Source organism: Burkholderia sp. 572 (assembly GCF_040545135.1).
Lineage (GTDB): Bacteria > Pseudomonadota > Gammaproteobacteria > Burkholderiales > Burkholderiaceae > Burkholderia > Burkholderia cepacia.
Genome location: NZ_JBEPLH010000001.1, coordinates 599,277 through 623,578, shown reverse-complemented (window position 1 = coordinate 623,578; position 24,302 = coordinate 599,277). Strand labels below are relative to the sequence as shown.

Here is a 24,302-nt window from a genome sequence, read left to right as displayed (position 1 = left end):
AACACGGCCGCTTCACGCGCTACCGGCCGGCTTACGGATTCGCGCTGCCCGCGTATTGCTTGAAGCCTTCGCGCGTCGCGAGACGTTCGATATAGCGTGACACCGCCGGCAATTCCGGATGCTCGAACGGCGTGCCGAACCAGCGGTTCACCGACAGGCCGATCGGAATGTCCGCGAGCGTGAACGTGTTGCCGGCCACGTACGCGCCCGTCTTTTCGAGCTGCGCGTTCAGCACCTGCATGTGCTTCGTCCAGCCTGCGATCGACTGCGCGATGCCGGCCGGATCCTGGTGATCGGGCGATTTCCGCACGAGGCCGAGGAACGCGCCGACCCACGAGCGGTTCAGGTCCGCGCCCTGCCAGTCGATCCATTGGTCGACCCGCGCACGCGCCTGCGGCTCGGCCGGATACAGCGCGTCGCCGCCGTAACGATTCGCGAGGTAGCGGATGATCGTGTTCGATTCCCAGAGCACGAAATCGTCGTCCTTGATGACGGGCACGAGCGCGTTCGGGTTCAGCGCGAGATAGGCCGGATCGTTGGTCGTGCGAAAGCCCGCGCCCCAGTCTTCCTGTTCGAACGGCAGGTTCAGTTCGGTGCACAGCCACAGCACCTTGCGGACGTTGATGGACGGAATCTTGCCGAGGATGTGCAGCATGCAGTCTCCTTGTGAGGTCGGATGCGGAGCGTTCGGGGCGCACGGCGCGCCACGAACGCATTCACGCCGAATTTATACACGACGGCGCGGCAAACGACATGCCGTACGCGGAAAATCCGCGTGCGGCCGGTTCGTCAGGTCGCGCAGCGCGTGCTCGGCCGTCGGGAACCGGAACATGAATCCGTCCTGATGCAGCCGCGCCGGCATCACCCGCTGCCCGTCCAGCAGCAGCGCGGCCATCTCGCCCATCGCGACGCGCAGCGGCGCGGCCGGCACGTGCAGAAACGCGGGGCGACGCAACACCTTCGACACGACCTGCACGAACTCGCGCTGGGTCAACGGCGCGGGTGCGACCGCGTTGTAGACGCCGTGCATGCCCGGGTTCGACATCGCGCGTGCAATGATCCGCAGCACGTCGTCCCGGTGTATCCAGCTCATCACCTGCGTGCCGTCGCCGAATCGCCCGCCCATCCCGAAGTAGTGCGGCATCAGCATCGGGCGCAACGCACCGCCGGGGCCGAACACGAGGCCCAGCCGCAGCACCACCGAGCGCACGCCATGACGCTCGAGCGCCTGCGCGGACTGCTCCCACTGCCGGCACAGCCCGGACATGAAGCCGGTGCCGGCGCTGCTGCGCTCGTCGAGCCGCTCGTCGGAAGGCCGCACGCCGTAGTAGCCGATCGCCGACGCCTGGATCCACGTGCGGGGCTTGACCTCGGCGGTCTCGACCCAGCGCATCAGCGATTCCGTGACACCGACGCGGCTGGCGAGCAGCACCGCCTGCCGGCGCTTGCTCCAGCGCGCGCCCAGCACCGGCGCCCCCGCGAGGTTGATGACCGTGTCGAAACGCTCGTGCGGCTGCAGTTGACCGGCGGACGTCACGCTGCGCACACGGCCCTGAAACTGGTAGGCCGCGCGCAGCGGGTCGCGCGCCAGCAACGTGACCGTATGGCCCACATCGAGCAGATGGTTCACGAGGGTTTCGCCGATGAAGCCGGTTCCGCCTGTGACGAGCACGTTCCCCGGCGGCTGCCCCGCGAACGGATTGGCGGCCGGCGCGCGTTGCGCGATCCGGCAGGCCGCGATTCCGTCGCGGATGCCCGATACCGCCACGCCGACGGCAAACACGCTCAGCAACCCGCCGCGCCAGCCGAGGTCGAGTACCTGAAGCGCGGTCGGCTCGTGCGCCCAGACGGCCAGCTGCATCGCGATCATCCCGAACAGCGCGCCGCCGTTGACGGCCAGCAGCGTGTGCAGCACGCGCTCGGTCGCCGGCAGCTTGCGGCTCTGGTCCTCGACGACGAAATCCCACAACGTCAGCACCACCTCGACGACCACCACCGCCGCGAGGGCCGCGACCCACGCGCCGTGAAAAGCGACGTTCGCGATCGACGCGAACACGAGACCGTAGAGCACGGAGCGCACCGCGTGAATCCCCAGCTCGAGCCGCGCACGCGGGCTGTGCGGCAGATCCTGCGTGAGCTCGTGGTGATAGAGCGTATCGAATGCGCCCATCGCGCCCTGCACGATCAGCAGGTTGAGCGCCCAGTCGTAAGCAGGCAAGGTGTTCATGGGGTATCCCTCCTCCACAGCCACACAAGTGGCGGCACCATCGCAACGAGTGCCGCCGCGTCGATCGCCACGTGGCCCGATACTCGGGCCTGCAATGAAAACAGCATGTCCTGCGGCGCCCAGATCGCCAGGCCGGCCAGCAGCCATCCCCACACTTCCCGCCGGCGCAGCCGGTTGCCGAGGTCGACGAGCGCCAGCATCCAGACCGACGCGCATTGCACCGTCGCGCCGATCAGCGACATCCACCAGACCTGCTGCGCGCGCGCCGGGCCGGGCGCCGCGCCCGCCCAGAAATGCAGCTCGATGACGCGGTGATACGCGTCGAGCCACGGCGTGCCGGCCGCCCACGGAACGGCGATGCCGACGAGCAGATGGGCGAGCGCCGCGCCGTACATCCAGGTCACCACGATGCGGCGCATGTCATCGCGTGCGGGACGATCGGCCGCGGGTTCAGCGGGTTCAGCGGGTTCGGCGGGTTCGGCGGCACGGTCGCTACCGCACGCCGGCCCGTCGCACGCCGCTTCGGCGCGATAGCCGAGCCAGCGCGAAACGGCGTGCCGGTTGCGCGCGAAGCGGCGATACAGCGGTGCCAGCACACCGCGCACGACCGGCACGCGAAGCAGCCGGACGAGCCAGCCGCGCCCGGTCAGCGCATGGGCGGCGAGGATGCCGTCCACGCCGGTCAGCATGCGTCCGTCCGGCAGACGCGCATGAAGCTCGCGATTCAGCGCGGGCAGGCCGACGCCCAGCGGCGCCGGGTCGAAGCCCGGCCCGGCGATATCGACGAAAGCCAGCCGCTGCTGCGCGTCGCGGGCGCCGAGACGCCGTATCTGCGCGACACATAACGGACATCGTCCGTCGAAGTACAACACCAGTTCACTTGATTCCATGATTCGCATTCCTTCTTGTCTTTGCGTGCATCGTGAATCGATCGACTGCTTTCCCGCACGCCGTACCGCCGCTCCCGTGCGGCGGCGGCCACGCGCTTACATCGGCTTGAGCACCATCAGGAAGTAGACGGACAGCATCGCGAAGAACGCCGGGTAGCCGAGCAGTTCCCAGCGCTTCGCATAGCGCCAGTAGCGCTCCGGCAATGCCGCGTCGCCGTTCGCATGGGCGAGCTTCGCCATCGATGCAAGTTCGAGCTGCAGCCACACGACCGGCAGCCAGCACGCCCCGGCGATCGCATACAGCACGATCGATGCGAGCAGCCACGGCGTATGCCACGGCCAGCCGGCGGTGTGCGCGAGCCAGAGCCCCGATGCCGGCTGGAAGATCACGGCCGGCGTCGTGAACCACCAGTCCGCGCGCACCACGAGGCGCGACACGGCCGCGATCGCGGGCACCGACTGCGTGCGGTTCGCGAAAAAGAGGTAGAACGCGGTGCCGAAGCCGGTGCCGACCAGCAGCACCGAGGACAGGATGTGAAGCGCCTTGATGACGAGATAGGTATTCATGCTTGTTCTTCTTCTGAAAAAAGGATCAACAGGATCGCGAGAATCGGCACGTTCTTGAGCACGGGGCCGAACGGCTCGGCGAGCAGCGCCGGCATCGTGACCGCGATGACGGCCGAGTACGCGACGATCAGCGCCGCTTGCGCCGCCCACAGGCGCCGTGAAGGCGCTGCGACGGTCGCGATGCCGAACGCGAAGTCCAGCGCGCTGGCCGCGTACAGCGCGATCAGCGCGGGCAGCCCCGTGAGATGCGCTGGCGCGAGCAGCGCGAGGCTCGCGGGCAGCGGATGGATGAACGCGCTGGCGATGGCCGTCCAGATCCACACGATCGCGAGCGCGCCGCGCAGCAACGGCCGACGCCACATCGCCAGCGCATCGCGACGCAGCGCGGCGGCCTCCGTGCCGATGAAGCCGTCGATCCCGCGCGGCGGCCGGCCGAGCATGGTCGTGACGGCGGCCGGATCGCCGGTGTTCCCGCCACGCAGCATCGTCCACGTGTCGCGCGTGAACATCGCGCCCGGCAGCGTGCCGAGCAACGCGGCCGCCGCGCCGGCCAGCGGGCCCGGCAGCGTCACGCGGGCGGCCGGCGGAAATCCCAGCGCGGCACGGTAGCGGGCCAGCATCTCGCGGTATTCGACTTCGTCGTTGCCGACCACGTCGATCACCGCGCGGCCGGCCGCCGACGCATCGCCCGGTTGCACGACGAGCCGCGCGACGACTTCGGCGAGATCGTCGACGTGCACGGGGCGCAGCCGCTGACGGCCGCCCGCCGGCAGCACCTGCACGGGCAGGCTCGCGAGCATCCGGAAAAACCGCGCGGACGCGCCGTCCGTGCCGTAGACGAGCGCGGGCCGCACGATCCGGAAGTCGATCGGCAGCGTCTGCAGGAAGCGGTCGGCGGCCAGCTTGCTGGCGAAGTAGCGCGTGCCGCCGCGCTCGACGCCGAGCGCCGAGATCTGGATCACGCGCCGCACGCCGGCGCGGCAGCACGCGGTAAAGAGTGCGCACGGCGCGGCACGGTGCACGGCGTCGAGCGTCGCGCCGCGCCGATCGGCGAGGATGCCGACCGCATTGATCACCACGTCGACGCCCTTCAGGCGCGCGAGCCACGCGTCGGGATCGATGTCGGCGGCGAAGTCGATCGCGACGTCGCACGGGCCGGTCGCATGCCGCACGCCGCGCAGCACGCGATGGCCGCCGGCTTCGAGCTGCGCGCACAGTGCCCGCCCGATGAAGCCGTTCGCGCCGCACACGAGGATCGTCATGCGGCGCGCCCCGGTGCGGCCCTGCGGGCAGGTCGACGGCAAGACAGCGTTCATTTTCATCCTCTACTTACAGTTATTTCTGTACAGACAGAAATAAGAACCCCAAAAAAAGCGGGCTGCCTGCCCGCACTGCGCGTAACGCTTACTTCGACGGCTTGCGCCTGACCGTCTGGCTGATCTTCGCGCCGATGCCGAGCGCCTTCATCAGCGTATCGGGCTTGAGCCGCAGCATCTCGTCCGACCAGGTCGTGAGCGTCTCGACGAACTGCAGCGTGTCGCGGATGCGCTGCTCGGTCTCGCGGCTCTCGTTCGCGATCTCCGGATTCGTCAGGCAATCGCGCAGCACCGTGAGCGTCGGCTCGATCTCGCGCTGCCGCCGCCCTTCGACGATCAGCTTGAACAGTTCCCAGATGTCGGTCGACGTCTCGAAGTGGTCGCGGCGATCGCCCAGCACATGCACGACCTTCGCGAGCCGCCATGCCTGCAGCTCCTTCAGGCTCGTGCTGACGTTGGAGCGCGCGACGTTGAGCGTCTCGGCGATCTCGTCGGCCGCGACCGGCCGGCCGGCCAGATACAACAGCGCGTGGATCTGCGAGACGGTGCGGTTGACGCCCCACCGCGAGCCCATTTCGCCCCAGTGGAGAATGAATCGTTCGGCAATCGGTGTGAGTTCCATGGCGTGAAATTTAGGCATTTCAGTTATTTCTGTCAAGAGAGAAATAACCGGACGATCCGCCAGGTTCCGGCCGCGCCCGCCCGCGATCGGCCGCTTCCATTACAATGCGCGGGATTTTTCCGATTTCAGGCCGTTTCTGCCTTTCTGACTAGAGGGTTTCCATGATCATCAAACCGCGCGTGCGTGGCTTCATCTGCGTGACGACTCATCCGGTCGGCTGTGAAGCCAACGTCAAGGAACAGATCGACTACGTGACTTCGCACGGCCCGATCGCCAACGGCCCGAAAAAGGTGCTCGTGATCGGCGCGTCGACCGGCTACGGCCTCGCCGCCCGGATCTCGGCCGCATTCGGCTCGGGCGCGGACACGCTCGGCGTGTTCTTCGAGCGCGCCGGCAGCGAAACGAAGCCGGGCACGGCCGGCTGGTACAACAGCGCCGCGTTCGAGAAATTCGCCGCCGAAAAAGGGATCTATGCGCGCAGCATCAACGGCGACGCATTCTCCGACAAGGTCAAGCAGGTCACGATCGACACCATCAAGCAGGATCTCGGCAAGGTCGATCTCGTCGTCTACAGCCTCGCGGCGCCGCGCCGCACGCATCCGAAGACGGGCGAAACCATCAGCTCGACGCTCAAGCCGATCGGCAAGACGGTCACGTTCCGCGGCCTCGACACCGACAAGGAAGTGATCCGCGACGTCACGCTGGAACCGGCGACGCAGGAAGAGATCGACGGCACCGTCGCCGTGATGGGCGGCGAGGACTGGCAGATGTGGATCGACGCGCTCGATGAAGCCGGCGTGCTGGCCGACGGCGCGAAGACGACCGCGTTCACGTATCTCGGCGAGCAGATCACGCACGACATCTACTGGAACGGCTCGATCGGCGAAGCGAAGAAGGATCTCGACAAGAAGGTGCTGTCGATCCGCGACAAGCTGGCCGCGCATGGCGGCGATGCGCGCGTGTCGGTGCTGAAGGCCGTCGTCACGCAGGCGAGCTCGGCGATCCCGATGATGCCGCTGTACCTGTCGCTGCTGTTCAAGACGATGAAGGAAACCGGCACGCACGAAGGCTGCATCGAGCAGGTGTACGGGCTCTTCAAGGACAGCCTGTACGGTGCGACGCCGCACGTCGACGAGGAAGGCCGCCTGCGCGCGGATTACAAGGAGCTCGATCCGCAGGTGCAGGCGAAGGTCGTCGCGCAGTGGAACCACGTGACGAACGACAACCTGTACGAGCTGACCGACTTCGCCGGCTACAAGACCGAGTTCCTGCGGCTGTTCGGCTTCGAGATCGCCGGCGTCGACTACGACGCGGACGTGAACCCGGACGTGAAGATCCCGGGCATCATCGACACCACGGCCTGACGGCCCGGCCCGCCGGCCGTACCGCACACGCGGCGCGGGGGGCGGGTTCGAGGTTCCGGCGGCGTCAACGCGGCGCCGGTTCTTCCAGATAGACGCCCGACGACAGCGTAGCCTTCACCTGCCGCGTGAACTCGTCGGTCGACACTTCTTCTTCCCCTGCTTCGATCGCTTCGTACGCCTGGCGCACGACGTCGGCCGGCGTCGCCTTCGGCACGTCGAGGCCGGCCGTCAGATCGGTATCGATGAAGCCGGCATGCAGCCCGACGACCTGCGTGCGCTGCTCGCGTAGCGAATGGCGCAGCCCGTTGGTCAGCGCCCACGCGGCCGATTTCGACACGCCGTAGCCCGACAGGATCGGCCGGTTCACCCAGCTCGCGACGGACAGGATGTTCAGGATCGCGCCGCCGCCATGGCCGGCGAGGATGCCCGCGAACGCGCGCGACATCGCCAGCATCCCGAACACGTTGGTTTCGAAATGGTCGCGCAATGCGTCGGTCGCACCGTCGTCCGTCAGGCTGCCGAGTCGCGCGATGCCCGCGTTGTTGATCAGCAGCGTGACGTCGCGCGCCGCGTCGGCGGCCGCCGCGACGGCCGCCGGATCGGTCACGTCGAGTTTCACCGGCACGACGCCCGGCAGCGTCACGGTGGCCGGATCGCGCGCCGCCGCATAGACCTTGCGCGCCCCTCTCGCAAGCGCCTGCTTCGCGAACTCGAGCCCGAGCCCGCGATTCGCACCCGTGACGAACACCACTGCACCTTCGATCTTCATGACGCTTCCTTTCGCATGATGAATCGCATGCGCGCCGGCTCGCCGCGCGCGTGAGATCCGGTGAAAAACCAGGCTGCCATTGCGTTCCGAACCGGTACGCCGCCGGCAGACGGCGAGCCGCCCGTTGGCCGATACACGTGCCCCGGCGGCGCCCAAGACGCCGATCGATTGCCATCGGCCGTTCCGGCAGCGGCTTTGCACCCTCCGCCAAGTCGGCTACACTCGATGTCAATGTCGATCACCATTGTCTTTGCCGTGCATTGTGTTCACGCAATTTGCTCATGTCAATGGTGGTCGCCATTGTGATTTTCAATCGACGCGATCGGCAAAAATCAGGGAGGGATCGATGGGCGTTTCAAGACAGCAGGCTGCCGAGAACCGGAGCGCGATTGTCGCGGCCGCCGAGCGGCTGTTCCGCGTGCGCGGAGTCGACGCGGTAGGACTCACGGAGCTGATGAAGGAAGCCGGCTTCACGCAGGGCGGCTTCTACAACCACTTCAAGTCGAAAGACGCGCTGGTTGCCGAGGTGATGGAAAAGGCCATGCAGGACCGCGCGGATTCGCCGAACGCCGGCAGTCTCGACGCGCAGGTGGCGTCGTATCTGTCGGCCGCGCATCGCGACAACGTCGAGGCCGGGTGCCCGCTGTCCGGTTTCGCGGGCGATGCGCCGCGACTGACCGATGCGGCGCGTGCGTGCTACGCGCACGGCCTCGCCACGTATCTCGACCGGCTGGAACGGATGGTGGCCGTCGAAGGCGGGACGCCGGCGCAGACGCGTCGCGACGCGATCGCCGTCTTCAACCAGATGGTCGGCGCGCTCGTGCTGTCGCGCGCGATCGCCGGCACCGAGCCCGCGCTGGCCGACGAAATCCTCGCGGCAGGGCGGGACGCGCTCACCGCCGGGCGCGACGATCCGGTCGCGCCGGCATGACGGGCAGACGGCGGGGCAAGACGGCGCGCTCGGCGCCCTTGCCGCGCTATTCGACCGCCCGCGCGGCCTCCCACAGCGGCTGCCCGCCCAGCGCCGCATGCCATGCGCCGAAACGCGTGCGCCACGCTTCGAACGGCTCCGCCAGCGGATGGCGCGGATCGTCGCTGAGCGAATACGCCATCCCTTCGATCAGCCAGCGCGGCTTGGTCACGACGGCCAGGTTGCCGAGCACTTCCGCCTGGCGGTGATGGATCAGCTCGTGCGCGAGAAAGTAGGTCTGCCAGCCGCGCGGTGCGACAACCACGCCGAAATTCCCGAGCGTCAGCGCCGCGCGCTGGCCGAGGCCGAATGCATCGGCGCACGCGCGGGTCGAACAGAACACGACGCGCGGCGCCTCCCGGAACGCACCGACGGCTGCCGCCGCGCGTGCATAACCGTCGCGATAGAGCTGCCGTGCGTCGCCGAGCCTCGCGGCATCGTCCGTGCAGATATCGGCGCTCGGGCACGACACGCCGGGGACCAGCGCAGGCGCGACGACGCGCAGCGGCTTGACCAGCGCATACGCGGCAATCGGCAGCGCGACGAGCAGGCCCGTGAGGGCGTAGACGATATGGGAGCGTTTCATCGAGGCGGGGGTTCCGGGGCGTGCTGCTGAAATCTTCCTGCGTGACTATATCGGACTGGCGACGTCTCCGGCCCTGCCTGATTCCCGGACGGAGCCCGGTCGCCCCGGGCCCTGCGCTCGCCGCGACCGGGGAGACATTCCGGCGCTTGCCGTTGAGACCTGCCGTTTCGTCGAACCGGGGACCTTTAACCAGCTGATGCTGCCCGGATAATCAGATGCGCCCGCCATCCGGCGGCCGAACCCGCTGCAAACGGCTGACACGCTCCCTGCCCGTCACGCGACGTGCCCCGTGCTCGCGCCTCCGGCACCCGCCGCCCGGCGGCTCCAGCGAATGCCCAGCAACAGGAGCACGGCACTGCACACGAACAGGGTCGCCTCGACCAGCACCGTATCGACATGCCAGTACCGCGTCAGCAGCACGACAACGAGGTCGAACACGAAATGAAGCGTAATCGCATACACCAGCCAGCGCTTCGTTCCGCGCACGAACGTCTGCAGCACGATCAGCGACAGCCCCACATGCGCGGCCAGCGCGCTCGTGCGCTCGAGCAACGCGAGAACGGGCGACGCGAGCGTCATGCCCGCGAACTGCGACCCGACCAGCGACTGCACGCCCTCAGGCACCACGACACCCGCGTGCGCGAGCAGATAAGCCGTGCCGAGCGCGAGAAACCCGACGCCGACCAGCAGCATCGCCTCCAGTCCGCCGTGCCCGAGCCCGAGCATCACGGCCGTCGGCGCATCATGCCGCTTCGGCAGCAGATACCGGAAGGCGACCCAGCGCCCGCATTCCTCGAAGAGCCCGGCGGTCAATGCCGCGAACACGAGCATCGGCAGGTGCCAGCGCGGGTCGTGAGCAAGCCAGCGGTATAGCGGAATCTGCCACGACATGCGCAGTACCGGCTGGAACACGAAGAAGGTCAGCATCCCGTAGAAAAACACGCGAAGCGGCACCTGCGTGCGGCGTCGCCACGCGGCCGCGAGCCACGCAGGCGCGAGCAGCGCGACGAGACCGGCCGCGAGCGTAAGGAACAGGAGCGCGGGAGCGACGGGCTGCATCGCGCGCCCCGTTACGCGAGTTGCTTGTGGAAAACCGTCGTCGCGCAGGGCGTGCCGTCGGGCATCAACGCATAGTTCGGCACGACGCCGACGCGCTGCCAGCCGGCCCGCTCGTACAGCCGCTCGGCGTCGCCGCCCGTCACGGTATCGAGCACGAGCACGGTCTTGCCGGCGTCGCGCGCGGCCGCGTCGGCCGCCGCCATCAGCCGCCCGGCGATGCCCTGCCGGCGCGCGTGCCGCGACACGAGCATCTTCGCGATATCCGCGCGATGCGGCTGGTTCTCCGGCTGCGCGGTCACGACCTGCACGGTGCCGACGATCCGGCCGGCCGCGTCCTCGGCAACGAGCAGGATGCGCTCGCCGTTCGCGACGCCGTGGGCGACGTGGGTCCAGAACGCGACGGCGGTCGGCCGCCCGATCGGCAACATGAAGCTGACGGACGCGCCGCCCTCGACGCAATCGATCAGCACGTCGGCCAGCGCATCGACGCAGGTCATCGCTTCGCCCGCGTCGATGCGGCGGACGGTAACGGATTCGGTCATGCCATCCCCGTAATCAGGTGGGCCGCCCGCACGGGTTCGGCGGGCGGCCGGATCGGAAAGAACACCGGCCGATCGTCGCGGCTCGCGCAACGGCAGCAGGCGTGCGGCGATACCGCGCCCGGTCGGCGCGTGTTACCGCCCCATCATCCTACGCGACGAAAATTCCCGTTGCATCGCCGTTCGCATTGCCTACACTTAGCCACATGGCTAACTTTCAACCCGGCATCAGCGACGTCTTCCACGCCCTCTCCGATCCGACGCGCTGCGCGATCGTCGGCGCGCTCGGCCAGGGCGAGCGGACCGTCTCCGCACTGGCCGAGCCGTTCGACATGGCGCTGCCGTCGTTCATGAAGCACGTGGCCGTGCTCGAGCGCAGCGGCCTCGTGCAGACCCGGAAATCCGGCCGCTCGCGCACCTGCACACTGGTCGGCAGCCGGCTCGCCGAGGCCGAGGCATGGCTCGCCGCGCAACGCGCGCTGTGGGAAGCACGATCCGATCGTCTCGTCGAATTCGTCGAACGCCGTCACCAGGAGGAGCACGATGTCAGCCAGCCCCGTCGACCCCGCTGAAGCCCACGATCTCGTCATCACGCGGACGTTGCACGCGCCGCGCCACGCGCTGTGGCGTGCGTGGACCGACCCCGAACTGCTGAAGGAATGGTGGTGCCCGAAACCGTGGACCACCGAAGTGCGCGCATTCGACCTGCGTCCGGGCGGCGCTTTCCACACGTTCATGCGCGGCCCCGACGGCGGCACGAGCGACAACCCCGGCTGCTTCCTCGAAATCGTGCCCGAATCGCGCATCGCGTTCACGTCGATGCTCGCGGGCGGCTGGCGGCCGCAAGTGCCGTGGATGGGGTTCACGGCAGTCGTCACAATGGCCGACGCCGATGCGGGCAGCCGCTACGAGGCGCGCGTGATGCATCCGGACGCCGCCACGCGCGAGCGCCATGAAGCGCTCGGCTTCTTCGAGGGCTGGAACACCTGCATCACGCAGCTCGACGCCTTCGCGGCCGCGCTGCGCTGAGCGCGGCCGGGTGCGCGATCATTGCATGCCGCCTCGCGCGCGCCTAGGATTCCTGAAGGAAGCGCGACGACACGCCGGCCGCCGGCATGCACCGTCGCGCGCGCTCCGCGGGAGGCGACATGTTGCACACGCACACGCATTCGACCCGGGTCAGCCGGCACCTGAACGCCCCGCGCGGGCGCGTCTACCGCGCGCTGCTCGATCCGCACGCCGTCGAACAATGGAAGGTGCCCGACGGCATGACGTGCCGCGTGCATGCGTACGACGCGCGCGAAGGCGGCGCGCTGCGCGTGTCGCTGAGCTATGACGCACCGTCGGCCGGCACCGGCAAGACCACCGCGCGCACCGATACCTATCACGGCCGCTTCGTCACGCTCGTGCCGGACGAGCAGATCGTCGAGATCGACGTGTTCGAAACCGACGATCCGATGCTGCGCGGCGCCATGACGATCACGATCACGCTGTCCGACGAAGCGGGCGGCACGCGCGTGGACGCCGTGCACGACGGGGTGCCGCCCGGCGTGCCGGTCGCCGACAACGAAACCGGCTGGCAAATGGCGCTGGCGAGGCTGGCCGCGCTGGTGGAGGCGGAGTGAGCAAGCGCCGGGCCTGTCGTCGCGACGCGCGTCAGCCGAGCCGGTAAGCCCGCGTGACCGTGCCGCGGAACAGCGCGTCGCGCTCGTCCGGGCTTGCCTGCGCCGTCAGGCGCTTGAACGCATTCCAGCCGTTCACGAACGAATACGAGCCCTTGTCGACCGGAAAATTGCTCTCGAACATGCAGCGCTCGGGGCCGAACGCGTCGATGCAGGTCATCATCCACGGCTTCCACGCGTCGGCGAGTTGCACGGAAGACGGCGGCCGCGCGCCTTTCTCGAAATCGAAACCGTTGATGCGCATCCCGAGCCCGCCGACCTTCACGTACACGTTCGGCAGCCGTGCGAGCGCGCGCATCGACGCCGACCAGCGCTCGAACACCTCCGGCCGCTTGTCGGCATAACTCGCGATCCGTACGACGCCGCCGCAGTGATTGACGATGATGCGCGTATCGGGATTCGCCTTCGCGAGCTCGAACAGTTCAGGTAGCTGGGGAAAGAACAGCCACGCGTCGTACGACAGCCCGAGCGGCGCGAGTTGCGCGACGCCCGCCCGGTACGCGGAATCGAGCAGCATGCCGCGCGGCACCGCCGATAGCGGATTGGCGAGCGTCGGATCGGCATCCCAGGTCGTCAGGTGACGAACGCCGCGAAACCGCCCGCGTCCGGCTTCGAGATGTGCTTCGAGCACCTCGCGCACGCGCTCGCCGAGACGCAGGTCCGCATGGCCGACGATGCCTTTCGCGACAGCCGGGCGGCCGTGCTGCTGCAACGGCTCGGTCACGCCGGCAACGTAGGCCGTCTCGCCCGCCGGCTTCAGTTCGACCGGGCCCGCATCGCGATAGCGCGTCTGCGCCTGCATGTAGACGGACGCCTGGAGGTTGTGGCCCGAGCGCGCGTCCTCCAGATAGTCGTCGAGCATGTAGATCCAGCCCGGCCGCTCATAGAAATGATGATGCGCGTCGACGATCGGCAGGTCGGGCTCGAGCACGGGTTCGAGCGCCGACGCAAGCCAGTCGGGGCGGACCGCCAGATAGTTGCTTTGCGTCGTCATGCGGGAAACTCCCTCCTGGGTCGCCGCGCGCGTCTCGGCGAACGCGGGCAGCGCGAGCGATGCGGCGGCCGCGCCGAGCAGCCGGCGCCGCTTGATCGAAAGCGTCGTGTCCATGTCATTCGCTCCGGTCGAACGCATACAGCGACAGCGTCAGCAGCGTCGTGATCGCGAGCACGATCGCGAGGCCGAGCATGCCGGCGGTAAAGGTGCCGAAGCCGTCCTTCAGGTAGCCGACGAGATAAGGGCCGGCGAAGCCGCCGAGCGCGCCGATCGAGTTGATCAGCGCGAGCCCGCCGGCCGCCGCCTGGCCGGACAGGAAGCGCGAGGGCAGCGTGTAGAAGATCGTGCGGCCGGCGATCGTGCCGACCAGCGCCAGCGTGATGCCGGCGAGTGCGGGGCCGAGCGTCAGGAAGTGCGTCGAGACGCCGAGCGCCACCGCGCCGATGAACAGCCCGATCGCCAGGTTCGCGACCGGGCCGCCGCGACGGTCCACGCGCTTCGCCCACCACAGCAGCGCGACGGTCGCGAAGAAGTACGGCACCGCGGACAGCCAGCCCGTCTGCATCGTCGACATGCCGTGCGCCTTGAGCATCTGCGGCAGCCAGATGCCGATCCCGTAAGAACCCATCGTGAAACCGAACGAGATCAGTGCGAGCACGTACACGCGCACGTCGCGCAGCGCGACGCCGAAGCGCTTCTTGCGGCCGGCGGCCGCGCCTTCGCGCTCGAACGCGCGCTGCAGCGCGGCACGCTCGTCGCCCGTCAGCCACGCGGCATCCGCGGGCGAATCGGACAGCAGCTTCAGCACGAGAAAACCGAGCGCGCACGCCGGCAGCCCTTCGACGATGAACATCCATTTCCAGCCGGCCAGCCCGAGCGCGCCGTCGAGTTGCAGCAGCCACGTCGACAGCGGCCCGCCGATCAGCGACGACAGCGGCGTCGACACGGTGAACCACGCCAGCACCCGCGTGCGGTAGCTCGCCGGAAACCACACGGCGAGGAAGAAGATCACGCCCGGAAAGAACCCGGCTTCCCCGATACCGAGCAGCAACCGGATCGCATAGAAACTCGTCGGCCCGGTCGCAAGCGCGGTCGCGGCCGCCATCACGCCCCACGTGATCATGATGCGGGCGAGCCAGCGGCGCGCGCCGAAACGGTACAGCGCGAGATTGCTCGGCACCTCGAACACGCAGTAGCCGGCGAACATGATCCCCGCGCCCCAGCCGAACTGCGTCGCCGTCAGCCCGAGATCGCGGTTCATCGTGAGCGCCGCGAACCCGACGCTCGTGCGGTCCAGGTAATTGAAAAAATACGCGAGCGCGAGCAGCGGGATGAAGCGCCATGCGGCCTTGCGCACGGCCCGCTGCTCGATCGATGCATCGGTCTCGCGATCGGCGGCCAGCGCCGGGAATGCGGATGTCATGGTTGTCTCCGTGGATAGGGCGATCCTCGCCCGCGCGTGGCGCGGTCGGGACGCCTTTGTTCGATCAGGGGATCGCGGCCGCGCTACGCGCTCGCCAGTTCGTTCGGGGACGGCGCGCCGCCCGCCGCCGCGCCGTCCGCGTCGTGCCGCCCGGCCACGACGCCGGCTTCGATCAGCGCGCGCGCCTCGTCCGGCGTGTAGCCGAGTTCGCCAAGCAGCGCGCGCGTGTCTTGCCCGAGCGCCGGCGGCGCCGAGCGCAGCCGCAGGCGCTCGCCCGCGAGCGTGAGCGGCAGCAGCGCGGTGCGCGTGTCGACCGGCCGCCCGGCGCTGCTCGCATCGGCCGGCAAAGTCACGTCCGCGAGGCCGCCCGTCGCCAGCAGGTGCGGATCGTCGAACAGGTCCTGCGGCTTGGTGATCGGTGCATACGGCAGGCCGATCGACTCGAAGATCGCGCCGATCTCCGCGGCCGAATGCGGCGCGAGCCGCGCGCGCAGTTCGGGCAGCAGCCACTCGCGCGCCTGCACGCGCAGGTTGTTGGTCGCGAGGCGCGCATCGTCCTTCAGCGCAGCCAGCCCGAACGCATCGCAGAACAACGCCCACTGCGTATCCGACACGACCGCGAGAAAGATCTGCTCGCCGTCCTTCACGGAGAACACGTCGTAGACGGCCCACGCGGAAATCCGGCTCGGCATCGGCGATGCGGCCTGCCCCGTCACCGCGAACTGCATCATGTGCTGCGCCACGAGGAACACGTTGTTTTCGAACAGCGAACTCTGCACCTGCTGGCCGCGGCCGGTGCGCTCGCGCTGCGCGAGCGCGGCCATCGCGCCGATCGCGCCGAACATGCCGCCCATGATGTCGTTCACGCTCGCGCCCGCGCGCAGCGGCCGCCCCTCCGGGCCGGTCATGTATGCGAGGCCGCCCATCATCTGCACCACCTCGTCGAGCGCGGTGCGATGCTCGTACGGCCCCGGCAGGAAGCCCTTGTGCGACACGTACACGATGCGCGGATTCAGCGAGTGCAGCGCCGGATAACCGAGGCCGAGCCGGTCCATCGTGCCGCTCTTGAAGTTCTCGCTGAACACGTCCGCCGTCGCGACGAGCCGCAGCACGATCTCGAGCCCGCGCGGATCCTTCACGTCGACCGCGAGGCTTTTCTTGTTGCGGTTGAACATCCCGAAGAATCCCGCGCCCGAACCGCGCAGCGCGCGCGTGCTGTCGCCGGCGATCGGTTCGATCTTGATGACTTCCGCGCCGAGATCCGCGAGCAGCATCCCGCAGGTCGGGCCCATCACCATGTGCGTCATCTCGATCACGCGGACGCCGGCGTACGGCAGCATCGAAGCGGGTTGGCGGCCGTTCATTGCGCGACTCCCGCCAGGCATCCTTCCGGTTGCGGCGCGGCTGGAGAACGGCCGTCCGCGTAACGGAAGCCCTTCGGCAAACCGGCGTCCGGCACATGGCCGTACAACGCCTCGGCCGGCAGCGCCGCGTGCAGGATCGCGCGCGCGGCGAGCAGGGCGTCGACGTCGATACCCGTGTCGAATCCCGCCGATTCGAGCAGGAACACGAGATCCTCGGTGACGATGTTGCCGGTCGCACCCGGCGCATACGGACAACCGCCGAGGCCGCCCTGGCTCGCATCGATCGTCGTCACGCCCGCGTCGAGCGCCGCGACGACGTTGGCGAGCCCCTGCCCGCGCGTATTGTGGAAATGCGCGCCGCCCGCCTTGTCGCCGACTTCCCGGCGCAGCCGGGCAAACAGCCGGCGCACCTGCGCCGGGTTCGCATAGCCGCTCGTGTCGGACAGCCCGATCTCGTCGACCCCGCATTCGGCCATCGCCACCGCCATCGCGATCGTCTCGTCGTCGCTGACGGCGCCCGCGATCGTGCAGCCGAACGCGACCGACACGCCCGCCTCGATCTGCACCGACGGGAACCGCGCATCGCGCAGCGCGACGATCGCGCGCACCTCGTCGATCATCTGCGCGGGCGTCTTGCGGATATTCGCCAGCGAATGCGCCTCCGTCACCGATACCGGCAGCGTGAGCTTGTGCACGCCTGCTTCGAATGCGCCCTCGGCACCGCGCAGGTTCGGCGCGAGCGCGGCGACATGCAGCCCGGGAATCGCCAGCGCATGCGCGACGACCTCACGCACGTCGGCCATCTGCGGCAACAGCCTCGCCGGCACGAACGACCCGACCTCGATCTCGCGCAAGCCGGCCGCGGCCAGCGCCGTGATCCAGCGCAGCTTGCCGGCCGTCGGCATCACGGCCCGGATGCTCTGCAGGCCGTCGCGCGGCCCGACCTCGCTGACCAGCACCTTCGGATATTCGGAAACGCTCATTTGATACTCCATCGTTCTACCTGAAAGAACATCGTTCTGTTTGACAGAACTCTAAGCGTGCGTCGAACGCGCTGTAAGCGGGGTATACCCGTGAAATTGCGATTTTCTGGAACTTGAGTTCTGTCAGGCAGAACGATATAGTCGACCGATCATCCTCTGAAGGAAGCAGGCAGTGCCTACGACTCACACCGATCACGCCGGCAGCGAGCCCGATTCGCCGGCCGAAGAAGCGTCCAGCGGCGTCGCCGTCCTCGATCGCGCGTTCGCGATCCTCCGCGCCTTCGGGCAGACCGACGACCGGCTGTCGCTCGCGGAGCTGTCGCGCCGCACCGGGCTGTACAAGAGCACGATCCTGCGCCTGCTCGCCGCGCTCGAGCATGGTGGCTTTATGCGCAAGCTCGACGACGGCCAGTACGCGATCGGGCACGAGCCGCTGCGGCTCGCCGCGCTGTACCAGCGTTCGTTCCGGGTCGGCCCGGTGGTCGAGCCGCTGCTCGAAACGCTCAGCCGCGAACTCGGCGAAACGGCATCGTTCTACGTGCGACAGGGCGACATGCGCTCGGTGCTGTACCGGGTCGAGCCCGCCCGCGCGGTGCGCGTGTCGATTCGTGTCGGCGAGGAATTTCCGGTTCGCCAGGGCGCGTCCGGGAAGGTGCTGCTGGCGTTCACCGACACGCAGGATGCGCAATGGCACGACGTGCGCGAACGACTCTGGGCCGCGTCGTACGGCGAGCGCGACCCCGAGACGGCTTCGGCGTCCGTACCCGTGTTCGGTGCGGCCGGCGAGTGTGTCGGCGCGCTGACCGTGTCGGGCCCGAAATCGCGGCTCGCCGCCGCACCGGCCATGGCGGCAGCGCTCGCGATGCTGCTGCCGCTCGCGCAGAAGGCGACCGTGGCGCTCGGCGGCGCAGGCGCGCGCTACGATGCGGCGGCCGTACGTGACAGCCTCGCGCAGTTCGCGCCGGCAGCAGGCCACGGCGACACGGCGTCATGACCGGCGGCGCGCGCCCCGCCACGCAACAGCGCTACAGCAACAACGCAAAGGGCAGCCGCGTGCGACACTGGCCGCCGATGCATGCATCGCGCGCCGCCTGCGGGCGTGCCGCGCATGCCACCGCCAACCGGACACCCATGAGGGCAGCCACCATGAACGCCGCGCGCACCGCCATCTGGTATTTCGATTTCGTGTCGCCATTCGCCTACCTGCAGCAGGAACAGTTCGACCGGTTGCCGGCCGCCGCCGCGTTCGAGCCGCGGCCCATCGTGCTCGGCGCACTACTCTCACACTGGGGCCAGAAAGCGCCGGCCGAGATCGCGGCGAAACGCGTCTTCACCTATCGCCACGCGCAATATCGCGCGGACAAGCTCGGCATTACGTTCCGGATGCCGCCCGCGCACCCGTTCAATCCGATCAGGCCGCTGCGTCTCGCGATCGCGATGGGCAGTTCACCCGACGCGATCCGCCGGATCTTCCGGCATATCTGGCGCGACGGCCGGGACGTGTCGACGCCGGAAGGCTTCGCCGCACTGTGCGAAGCCGTCGGCTTCCCGGAAGGCGTGACGGCCGTCGAAGCCCAGCCGGTCAAGGACGCGCTGCGCGCGAACACCGACGATGCGATCGCGCACGGCGTATTCGGCGTGCCGACCTTCGAACTCGACGGCGACCTGTTCTGGGGAGAGGATGCGACCGACATGTTCGCCGACTGCGCGACGTCGCGCGCGTGGCTCGATTCGCCCGAAGTGCGCCGCATCAGCGCACTGCCCGAAGGCATCCGGCGCGGCTGACGGCGCCGCGGCCGCCCGGCGCTCACGGCACGAATCCGGCGCCGCCGAATTTCCGCACCGCACGCACATGGCGGGCAGCCCCACAGGGCTTGCCCGCCTTTTCTTTTATTTTCGATCGGCGCACGCATGACGCCGCGCGGCCCGGCAGATTCGCGCGCATCCGGCGCGAGAACCGCTCATTTGGTGCAAGATCCAGACCGGCCCGCGCGACTGTCCAGTTCTACCGATTATTTTTCCGATGGCCGCGCGCATCGACGCGGAAATATCGGACGATTCCGATCCCCCCGCCACGCGGCGCCCGCCCATCCGGCCCCATCGCACAGCCCCGTTTCATCAGGGGATTCCCGGTATTTTTTCGCATTTTCTTCGAAATAACGGGTGACATACTTGCCCCCCGTTGCGCTCCGGTGCGAGCGCGCTTCCAGATCCGGCCGGCCGCGCGCGATGCACCGGGCGTCCGCCGGGATCGCACGACATGAACAATTTCGATACCACGATCCAGACCTTCCTCACCCACATCACGTTCGGACCGCTGATGAATCACGCGATCCGCGTGATCGCGGGCCTGTACACGTTCAAGGGCTTCGTGCTCATTCCCGTGCTGTGCTGGCTGTGGTTCCAGCCGGGCCCGAACCGCGAGCGGCAGCGCGAGCTGGTCGTCGCGACGATCACGAGCGGGCTCGTCGCGCTCGCGTTCGGCCGGCTGCTCGCCCAGGTGCTGCCGTTCCGCGTGCGGCCGATCTACAACCCCGAACTGCACCTGCACTTCCCGTCGGCAGGCCTGCGCGCGGCCACGCTGCAGGCATGGAGTTCGTTTCCCAGCGATCACGCGATGCTGTGGATGGCGATCGCTACCGGCATCTTCATCATCGCGCGCCGCGTCGGCGTGCTCGCGCTGCTGTATGCGGTCGTGTTCATCTGCGTACCGCGCGCCTATCTCGGCTTCCACTACCCGACCGACCTGATCGCCGGCGCCGCGATCGGCATCGCGATCGCATGGCTGCTGACGCGCGACGCGATCCGTTCGCGCTTCGCGCCGCAGGTGCTGGCGACGATCCGGCGCTTCCCCGCGCCGGCCTATACGCTCGCGTTCCTGCTGTGCTTCGAGCTGATCACGCAGTTCGACGAACTGCTGACGCTCGCGCAGTCGGCCACCCGCACGATGTAACGGGAGACGCCGCGATGCTGCCGCTGCTTTCGTTCCGTCGCCCCGGCACGCGCTGCCGGCCATGCGCGGCGTCGGCGCGCCGCGCAACGCCCGCGCCGCTCAGTCGCGATCGGGCGCGCCCAGCGGAAAGAACGAGCGATACGGCCGCGCCTCGTCGACCGCGCGCGCAAACGACGGCCGCGCCAGCAGACGCTTGCGATACGCGATCACGTTCGCGAACGACGGATCGATCCGGTGCGTCCAGTCCGCATAGAACAGGAACGGCGCCGCGCCGCAGTCGGCGAGGCTGAAGCGGTCGCCGGCCGCCCATTCGCGATCGGCCATCTTCCTGTCCAGCCACGCATACGACGTGTCGAGCATCGCGCGCGCATCGGCGACACCGCGCGCATCGCGCTCGGCTTCCGGCCGCAGCGCATCGAACACGACCTTCTGCTGCGGCGTCGACACGTAGTTGTCGAAGAAACGATCCATCGTGCGCACCTCGAGCGCCGCGTGCGGATCGTCGGGCAGCAGCCGCACGGGGCCCGGATGGTTCAGGCCGAGGTACTCGATGATGATGGACGCCTCGATCACGGTGCGGCCGGCATCGACCAGCACCGGAAAGCGCTTCAGCGGCCACAGCGCGGCCAGTTCCTGCATCGGCTTCGGATCGTCGTGCGCGAGCACGCGATACGCGAACGGCGTGCCGTTCTCGTACAGCGCGGTCAGCACCTTCTGGCAGTAGGACGAAAAGGGATGGGCGTAAAGCGTCGGTATCATCGTGCGGTCTCTCCGGGTTTCGGCGCCGCGTCGTGCGGCGCCACGTGATCGGATACCTTGACGACGAACGGCCCCCGGCCGTTTCGACAGCGGTCCGGAATTTTTTTCGTGCGACTTGTGCCGTTACGACCGGCCGTCCATCACGACGCGCCCCTCGGCACGCCAGCGCAGCATCCCGCCGCCGAGATTGGCGACCGTGTCGAAGCCGGCTTTCAGCAGGATCACGGTCGCCTGCGCGGATCGCCCGCCGGCCCGGCACACGGTCACGACCGGCCGGTCGCGCGCGATCTCGCCGGCACGCGCGGCCAGTTCGCCGAGCGGAATCGGCATCGCGCCGGGCAGGTGACCGAGCGGGCCCGTGAATTCGTCCGGCTCGCGCACGTCGACCACCTGCACCGCCTGCAAATGATCCTCGAGCCATTGCGGATCGATTTCCCAGAACCCCGCGAACGTATAGACGAGCGGCGCCCAGTCGGGTGCCGCCTGCGCATCGGGCGCGTTCGCGGCGACGCCGCATTGCAGGTTCGCCGGCACCGCGACATCGATCTGGCGCGGGTGCGCGAGCCCGAGGTTGCGCATGTAGCCCGCGAAATCGTCTTCGCTCAGATCACCGCCGAGGCGCGGATTGAAGCGCCGCTCCTCGCCGACGCTCGTCACCGTGAGCCCGCGATAGTCGTGCGCCGGATACAGCAGGCACGCGGCCGGCAGCGTGAAAAGCCGGCCGTGCACCGCGCGATACAGCGCGCGCGGGTCGCCCTGCTGGAAGTCGGTGCGACCGGTGCCGCGGATCAGCAGGCAATCGCCGGTGAACGTCATCGATTCGTCGTCGAGCACGAGGCTGATGCAGCCGCTCGTGTGGCCGGGCGTCGCGCGCACGGTCAGGTAGCGCGCGCCGAACGCACAGCGGTCGCCGTCGTTCAGGTAACGATCGGCGCCCTGCGCGCCGCTCGCGGCCGAGATCGCGATCGTGCTGCCCGTGCGCTGCTTCAGCAGCCACGCGCCCGTCACGTGATCGGCATGCACGTGCGTGTCGACGGTCGCGACGAGCCGCAGCCCGAGCTCGTCGAGCAGCGCCGCGTCGCGGCGCACCTGCTCGAACACCGGATCGATCAGCAGCGCTTCGCGCGACGCGCGGTCGGCGAGCAGGTACGTATACGTCGACGACTGCGGGTCGAAGAGTTGCCGGAAGATCATCGCGAAGTCGCTCCGTCGCTGGTTGATGCGCATTGTCCGGCCCGCGCCGCCGCCGCCGCCGCGGCCGCCGCGCGGGCCGCCCCGTCGTGGTCCTGCACTGCCGGCATCCGGCCGGCACGGCGCGTCAGCCCGGCTGCGTCACGTAACGCAGGTACGGCTTCAGCGTCCGGAAGCCCTGCGGATACTTCTGCTTCGCCGCATCGTCCGACACCGACGTCGGAATGATGACATCGTCGCCGGGCCGCCAGTTGACCGGCGTCGCCACCGTATGCTGCGCGTTGAGCTGCAACGCGTCGAGCAGGCGCAGCACCTCGTCGAAATTGCGTCCCGCGCTCATCGGATAAACGAGCATCGCCTTGACCTTCTTGTCCGGCCCGATGACGAACACCGAGCGCACGGTCGCGTTGTCGACCGCCGTGCGCGGGCCGCCGCTCGCATTCGGATGAATCATGTCGTACAGCTTCGCGACCTTCAGCTCGTCGTCGCCGATCAGCGGATAGTTGACCGCGTGACCCTGCGTCTCGGCGATATCCGCCACCCACTTCCGGTGATCGCTGACCGGATCGATCGACAGCCCGATGATCTTCGTGTTGCGCTTGTCGAATTCCGGCTTGAGCCCGGCCATGTAGCCGAGTTCGGTCGTGCATACCGGCGTGAAATCCTTCGGATGGGAAAACAGGATCGCCCAATGGTCGCCGATCCATTCATGAAAGCGGATCGTTCCCTCGGTGGTCTCCGCGGTGAAATCGGGCGCGTCCTCGCCTAGTCGAATCGACATGTTCGTCTCCGTCAAATGGGAATCGTCACGACGCCCGCGCCGCGGCTTGCGCGCGACGCGCGATCGTCCGCGCGCGGAGTGCAGGCATGGCACATGCCCGGGTTCCGCGCGTTCATATAGCCTAGTTCAAAATGCGCGCACCACCGGGATGCGGTGTGCGGTGTGCGTCATGCCTTGGCCGATTCCGACGACGAATGCGGCACGGCAGCACGATGCGCCGCAACCGGGCGCGCGTGCGGGCTGCCTTACACTAGCGGCTCCTCTCGTCTTACGTTCACAGGAATGCCGCCGACATGTCGATGACGATCGATCCGAAGCAGGCCGCCGCACTGCTGGCCGTCGCCAACACGGGCAGCTTCGAGCAGGCGGCCGTGCGCCTGCACGTGACCGCATCAGCGGTCACACAGCGGGTCCGCGCACTGGAAGCGAGCCTCGGCACGCCGCTCGTGCTGCGCACGCGGCCGTGCCGCCCGACGGCGGCCGGGCAGCGCGTGCTGCAGCACCTTCGCCGCGTCGCGCTGCTGCAGGCCGACCTGCAAAGCACGCTCGCGACCGAGCGCGAATCGCCGATCTCGGTCACGATCGCGCTCAATTCCGACAGCCTCGGCACGTGGTTTCTCCCGGCACTGACGTCCGTACTCGCCGGCGAGCGCATCCTGTTCGAGCTGATCGTCGAAGACCAGGACCACACGTTCGCGCTGCTCGAAAGCGGGATGGCGGTGGGCTGCGTGACGACCGAGCCGAAGCCGATGCGCGGCTGCCTCGCGACGCCGCTCGGCACGATGCGCTACCGGCTGCTCGCGGCCGCCGCGTTCGCGGTGCGCTGGTTCCCGCGCGGGCTGAACCGCACGAGCGCGCGCAAGGCGCCCGTCGTCGCGTACTCGCGACGCGATACGCTGCAGTCGTCGTTCCTGAAGGAGAAGTTCGGGCTGCCCGAGGGCGCCTACCCGTGCCATTACGTGCCGGGCACCCATTCGCACTTCGCGGCGGTGCGGCACGGGCTCGGCTACGCGATGGTGCCGGAGCCGCTGATCGGCGCCGCGCCGCTCGACGCGCAGGGGCTCGTCGATCTCGCGCCCGCGCATCCGACCGACGTCACGCTGTACTGGCACGCGTGGACCGTGCAGTCGCCGACGATGGCGTCGTTGTCGGAACGCGTCGTCGAGGCGGCGCGCCGGCTGCTCGCGCCGCTGCCGTGACGCGCGGGTGATCGACACCGCCAGGGCGGTGCATGGCGCGCGGCGCGGTACGCATCGCAGCGAG

At 68.6% G+C, this 24,302-nt stretch carries 26 protein-coding genes; 9 read left to right on the top strand and 17 right to left on the bottom strand.

What is annotated here, in order from left to right; translation table 11 throughout:
- Positions 1–31 precede the first annotated feature (31 nt).
- The 6 genes from ABIC51_RS02850 to ABIC51_RS02825 form a co-directional block, all read right to left on the bottom strand.
- A complete protein-coding gene (locus tag ABIC51_RS02850) occupies positions 32–655 on the bottom strand; it encodes a glutathione S-transferase family protein (RefSeq protein ID WP_027790394.1) in 624 nt (207 codons plus the stop codon).
- A gap of 72 nt (positions 656–727) precedes the next feature.
- A complete protein-coding gene (locus ABIC51_RS02845) occupies positions 728–2,227 on the bottom strand; it encodes a TIGR01777 family oxidoreductase (RefSeq protein WP_175898393.1) in 1,500 nt (499 codons plus the stop codon).
- On the bottom strand, positions 2,224–3,117 hold the full coding sequence (locus ABIC51_RS02840) for a thiol-disulfide oxidoreductase DCC family protein (protein ID WP_354006344.1): 894 nt from the start codon (positions 3,115–3,117) through the stop codon (positions 2,224–2,226). Before ABIC51_RS02840 ends, ABIC51_RS02845 begins: the two co-directional genes overlap by 4 nt.
- A gap of 96 nt (positions 3,118–3,213) precedes the next feature.
- Positions 3,214–3,684 (bottom strand): DUF2269 family protein, encoded by a 471-nt coding sequence (locus ABIC51_RS02835; protein ID WP_021159932.1) that lies wholly within the window; start codon positions 3,682–3,684, stop codon positions 3,214–3,216.
- Entirely contained in the window at positions 3,681–5,000 is a 1,320-nt protein-coding gene (locus ABIC51_RS02830) for an SDR family oxidoreductase (protein ID WP_354006343.1), read from the bottom strand. The genes ABIC51_RS02835 and ABIC51_RS02830 overlap by 4 nt, the downstream gene beginning before the upstream one ends.
- Positions 5,001–5,088: 88 nt before the next feature.
- On the bottom strand, positions 5,089–5,622 hold the full coding sequence (locus ABIC51_RS02825; protein WP_006480371.1) for a GbsR/MarR family transcriptional regulator: 534 nt from the start codon (positions 5,620–5,622) through the stop codon (positions 5,089–5,091).
- Positions 5,623–5,783: 161 nt separating this feature from the next.
- Between ABIC51_RS02825 and fabV the strand changes: the two genes are divergently transcribed.
- Positions 5,784–6,986, top strand: coding sequence for an enoyl-ACP reductase FabV (fabV, locus tag ABIC51_RS02820; protein WP_175860373.1), 1,203 nt, complete (start codon positions 5,784–5,786; stop codon positions 6,984–6,986).
- 64 nt (positions 6,987–7,050) lie between these two features.
- Here the strand turns inward: fabV and ABIC51_RS02815 are convergent, their stop codons facing one another.
- Positions 7,051–7,755: an SDR family oxidoreductase gene (locus ABIC51_RS02815; RefSeq protein ID WP_048023522.1), complete on the bottom strand. Its 705-nt coding sequence runs from the start codon at positions 7,753–7,755 to the stop codon at positions 7,051–7,053.
- Positions 7,756–8,101: 346 nt separating this feature from the next.
- Here ABIC51_RS02815 and ABIC51_RS02810 point away from each other — a divergent pair, with 346 nt between their 5' ends.
- The gene (locus ABIC51_RS02810) at positions 8,102–8,686 is read left to right on the top strand and encodes a TetR/AcrR family transcriptional regulator (RefSeq protein WP_175898405.1); all 585 of its coding nucleotides are present in this window, start codon (positions 8,102–8,104) and stop codon (positions 8,684–8,686) included.
- 46 nt (positions 8,687–8,732) lie between these two features.
- Here the strand turns inward: ABIC51_RS02810 and ABIC51_RS02805 are convergent, their stop codons facing one another.
- The 3 genes from ABIC51_RS02805 to ABIC51_RS02795 form a co-directional block, all read right to left on the bottom strand.
- A complete protein-coding gene (locus tag ABIC51_RS02805; RefSeq protein ID WP_027790388.1) occupies positions 8,733–9,311 on the bottom strand; it encodes a membrane protein in 579 nt (192 codons plus the stop codon).
- Between the two features lie 273 nt (positions 9,312–9,584).
- On the bottom strand, positions 9,585–10,370 hold the full coding sequence (locus tag ABIC51_RS02800; RefSeq protein ID WP_354006342.1) for a YhfC family intramembrane metalloprotease: 786 nt from the start codon (positions 10,368–10,370) through the stop codon (positions 9,585–9,587).
- Positions 10,371–10,381: 11 nt separating this feature from the next.
- Positions 10,382–10,912: a GNAT family N-acetyltransferase gene (locus ABIC51_RS02795; protein WP_027790386.1), complete on the bottom strand. Its 531-nt coding sequence runs from the start codon at positions 10,910–10,912 to the stop codon at positions 10,382–10,384.
- Between the two features lie 203 nt (positions 10,913–11,115).
- Here ABIC51_RS02795 and ABIC51_RS02790 point away from each other — a divergent pair, with 203 nt between their 5' ends.
- From ABIC51_RS02790 to ABIC51_RS02780, 3 genes are all read left to right on the top strand, one after another.
- Positions 11,116–11,481 (top strand): ArsR/SmtB family transcription factor, encoded by a 366-nt coding sequence (locus tag ABIC51_RS02790; RefSeq protein ID WP_027790385.1) that lies wholly within the window; start codon positions 11,116–11,118, stop codon positions 11,479–11,481.
- Positions 11,453–11,938: an SRPBCC family protein gene (locus ABIC51_RS02785; RefSeq protein ID WP_354006341.1), complete on the top strand. Its 486-nt coding sequence runs from the start codon at positions 11,453–11,455 to the stop codon at positions 11,936–11,938. The genes ABIC51_RS02790 and ABIC51_RS02785 overlap by 29 nt, the downstream gene beginning before the upstream one ends.
- A gap of 119 nt (positions 11,939–12,057) precedes the next feature.
- Positions 12,058–12,534 (top strand): SRPBCC family protein, encoded by a 477-nt coding sequence (locus ABIC51_RS02780; RefSeq protein WP_027790383.1) that lies wholly within the window; start codon positions 12,058–12,060, stop codon positions 12,532–12,534.
- A 31-nt stretch (positions 12,535–12,565) separates the two neighbouring features.
- On the opposite strand, the gene ABIC51_RS02775 is transcribed toward ABIC51_RS02780, so the two are convergent.
- The 4 genes from ABIC51_RS02775 to ABIC51_RS02760 all read right to left on the bottom strand — a co-directional run bounded on the left by ABIC51_RS02775 (position 12,566) and on the right by ABIC51_RS02760 (position 17,355).
- Positions 12,566–13,699 carry an amidohydrolase family protein gene (locus tag ABIC51_RS02775; protein WP_146253758.1) on the bottom strand — a complete coding sequence of 378 codons (1,134 nt, stop codon included), beginning with the start codon at positions 13,697–13,699 and terminating at the stop codon, positions 12,566–12,568.
- A 1-nt stretch (position 13,700) separates the two neighbouring features.
- Positions 13,701–15,008 carry an MFS transporter gene (locus tag ABIC51_RS02770; protein WP_175860383.1) on the bottom strand — a complete coding sequence of 436 codons (1,308 nt, stop codon included), beginning with the start codon at positions 15,006–15,008 and terminating at the stop codon, positions 13,701–13,703.
- An 83-nt stretch (positions 15,009–15,091) separates the two neighbouring features.
- Positions 15,092–16,372, bottom strand: a complete 1,281-nt coding sequence (locus ABIC51_RS02765; protein ID WP_059699830.1) for a CaiB/BaiF CoA transferase family protein — start codon at positions 16,370–16,372, stop codon at positions 15,092–15,094.
- Positions 16,369–17,355 carry a hydroxymethylglutaryl-CoA lyase gene (locus ABIC51_RS02760; protein ID WP_027790379.1) on the bottom strand — a complete coding sequence of 329 codons (987 nt, stop codon included), beginning with the start codon at positions 17,353–17,355 and terminating at the stop codon, positions 16,369–16,371. The genes ABIC51_RS02765 and ABIC51_RS02760 overlap by 4 nt, the downstream gene beginning before the upstream one ends.
- A gap of 172 nt (positions 17,356–17,527) precedes the next feature.
- On the opposite strand from ABIC51_RS02760, the gene ABIC51_RS02755 reads away from it, so the two are divergent.
- The 3 genes from ABIC51_RS02755 to ABIC51_RS02745 all read left to right on the top strand — a co-directional run bounded on the left by ABIC51_RS02755 (position 17,528) and on the right by ABIC51_RS02745 (position 20,308).
- Positions 17,528–18,349, top strand: a complete 822-nt coding sequence (locus tag ABIC51_RS02755; RefSeq protein ID WP_060083806.1) for an IclR family transcriptional regulator — start codon at positions 17,528–17,530, stop codon at positions 18,347–18,349.
- A 152-nt stretch (positions 18,350–18,501) separates the two neighbouring features.
- Positions 18,502–19,140, top strand: coding sequence for a 2-hydroxychromene-2-carboxylate isomerase (locus ABIC51_RS02750; RefSeq protein ID WP_060083919.1), 639 nt, complete (start codon positions 18,502–18,504; stop codon positions 19,138–19,140).
- 475 nt (positions 19,141–19,615) lie between these two features.
- A complete protein-coding gene (locus tag ABIC51_RS02745) occupies positions 19,616–20,308 on the top strand; it encodes a phosphatase PAP2 family protein (RefSeq protein WP_146253761.1) in 693 nt (230 codons plus the stop codon).
- 99 nt (positions 20,309–20,407) lie between these two features.
- Here ABIC51_RS02745 and ABIC51_RS02740 read toward each other — a convergent pair whose 3' ends face one another.
- The 3 genes from ABIC51_RS02740 to ABIC51_RS02730 all read right to left on the bottom strand — a co-directional run bounded on the left by ABIC51_RS02740 (position 20,408) and on the right by ABIC51_RS02730 (position 23,039).
- A complete protein-coding gene (locus ABIC51_RS02740) occupies positions 20,408–21,067 on the bottom strand; it encodes a glutathione S-transferase family protein (RefSeq protein ID WP_226188805.1) in 660 nt (219 codons plus the stop codon).
- Positions 21,068–21,190: 123 nt separating this feature from the next.
- On the bottom strand, positions 21,191–22,261 hold the full coding sequence (locus tag ABIC51_RS02735) for a rhodanese-like domain-containing protein (protein ID WP_354006340.1): 1,071 nt from the start codon (positions 22,259–22,261) through the stop codon (positions 21,191–21,193).
- Positions 22,262–22,385: 124 nt separating this feature from the next.
- Positions 22,386–23,039 (bottom strand): peroxiredoxin, encoded by a 654-nt coding sequence (locus ABIC51_RS02730; RefSeq protein WP_027790373.1) that lies wholly within the window; start codon positions 23,037–23,039, stop codon positions 22,386–22,388.
- 293 nt (positions 23,040–23,332) lie between these two features.
- Between ABIC51_RS02730 and ABIC51_RS02725 the strand changes: the two genes are divergently transcribed.
- A complete protein-coding gene (locus tag ABIC51_RS02725) occupies positions 23,333–24,238 on the top strand; it encodes an HTH-type transcriptional regulator ArgP (RefSeq protein WP_354006339.1) in 906 nt (301 codons plus the stop codon).
- Positions 24,239–24,302: the final 64 nt, after the last annotated feature.

Bases quoted from the DNA above. Each gene is read 5' to 3' on its own strand.
- ABIC51_RS02850 (WP_027790394.1), bottom strand. From the start codon at position 655: ATGCTGCACATCCTCGGCAAGATTCCGTCCATCAACGTCCGCAAGGTG.
- ABIC51_RS02845 (WP_175898393.1), bottom strand. From the start codon at position 2,227: ATGAACACCTTGCCTGCTTACGACTGGGCGCTCAACCTGCTGATCGTG.
- ABIC51_RS02840 (WP_354006344.1), bottom strand. From the start codon at position 3,117: ATGGAATCAAGTGAACTGGTGTTGTACTTCGACGGACGATGTCCGTTA.
- ABIC51_RS02835 (WP_021159932.1), bottom strand. From the start codon at position 3,684: ATGAATACCTATCTCGTCATCAAGGCGCTTCACATCCTGTCCTCGGTG.
- ABIC51_RS02830 (WP_354006343.1), bottom strand. From the start codon at position 5,000: ATGAACGCTGTCTTGCCGTCGACCTGCCCGCAGGGCCGCACCGGGGCG.
- ABIC51_RS02825 (WP_006480371.1), bottom strand. From the start codon at position 5,622: ATGGAACTCACACCGATTGCCGAACGATTCATTCTCCACTGGGGCGAA.
- fabV (WP_175860373.1), top strand. From the start codon at position 5,784: ATGATCATCAAACCGCGCGTGCGTGGCTTCATCTGCGTGACGACTCAT.
- ABIC51_RS02815 (WP_048023522.1), bottom strand. From the start codon at position 7,755: ATGAAGATCGAAGGTGCAGTGGTGTTCGTCACGGGTGCGAATCGCGGG.
- ABIC51_RS02810 (WP_175898405.1), top strand. From the start codon at position 8,102: ATGGGCGTTTCAAGACAGCAGGCTGCCGAGAACCGGAGCGCGATTGTC.
- ABIC51_RS02805 (WP_027790388.1), bottom strand. From the start codon at position 9,311: ATGAAACGCTCCCATATCGTCTACGCCCTCACGGGCCTGCTCGTCGCG.
- ABIC51_RS02800 (WP_354006342.1), bottom strand. From the start codon at position 10,370: ATGCAGCCCGTCGCTCCCGCGCTCCTGTTCCTTACGCTCGCGGCCGGT.
- ABIC51_RS02795 (WP_027790386.1), bottom strand. From the start codon at position 10,912: ATGACCGAATCCGTTACCGTCCGCCGCATCGACGCGGGCGAAGCGATG.
- ABIC51_RS02790 (WP_027790385.1), top strand. From the start codon at position 11,116: ATGGCTAACTTTCAACCCGGCATCAGCGACGTCTTCCACGCCCTCTCC.
- ABIC51_RS02785 (WP_354006341.1), top strand. From the start codon at position 11,453: ATGTCAGCCAGCCCCGTCGACCCCGCTGAAGCCCACGATCTCGTCATC.
- ABIC51_RS02780 (WP_027790383.1), top strand. From the start codon at position 12,058: ATGTTGCACACGCACACGCATTCGACCCGGGTCAGCCGGCACCTGAAC.
- ABIC51_RS02775 (WP_146253758.1), bottom strand. From the start codon at position 13,699: ATGGACACGACGCTTTCGATCAAGCGGCGCCGGCTGCTCGGCGCGGCC.
- ABIC51_RS02770 (WP_175860383.1), bottom strand. From the start codon at position 15,008: ATGACATCCGCATTCCCGGCGCTGGCCGCCGATCGCGAGACCGATGCA.
- ABIC51_RS02765 (WP_059699830.1), bottom strand. From the start codon at position 16,372: ATGAACGGCCGCCAACCCGCTTCGATGCTGCCGTACGCCGGCGTCCGC.
- ABIC51_RS02760 (WP_027790379.1), bottom strand. From the start codon at position 17,355: ATGAGCGTTTCCGAATATCCGAAGGTGCTGGTCAGCGAGGTCGGGCCG.
- ABIC51_RS02750 (WP_060083919.1), top strand. From the start codon at position 18,502: ATGAACGCCGCGCGCACCGCCATCTGGTATTTCGATTTCGTGTCGCCA.
- ABIC51_RS02745 (WP_146253761.1), top strand. From the start codon at position 19,616: ATGAACAATTTCGATACCACGATCCAGACCTTCCTCACCCACATCACG.
- ABIC51_RS02740 (WP_226188805.1), bottom strand. From the start codon at position 21,067: ATGATACCGACGCTTTACGCCCATCCCTTTTCGTCCTACTGCCAGAAG.
- ABIC51_RS02735 (WP_354006340.1), bottom strand. From the start codon at position 22,261: ATGATCTTCCGGCAACTCTTCGACCCGCAGTCGTCGACGTATACGTAC.
- ABIC51_RS02730 (WP_027790373.1), bottom strand. From the start codon at position 23,039: ATGTCGATTCGACTAGGCGAGGACGCGCCCGATTTCACCGCGGAGACC.
- ABIC51_RS02725 (WP_354006339.1), top strand. From the start codon at position 23,333: ATGTCGATGACGATCGATCCGAAGCAGGCCGCCGCACTGCTGGCCGTC.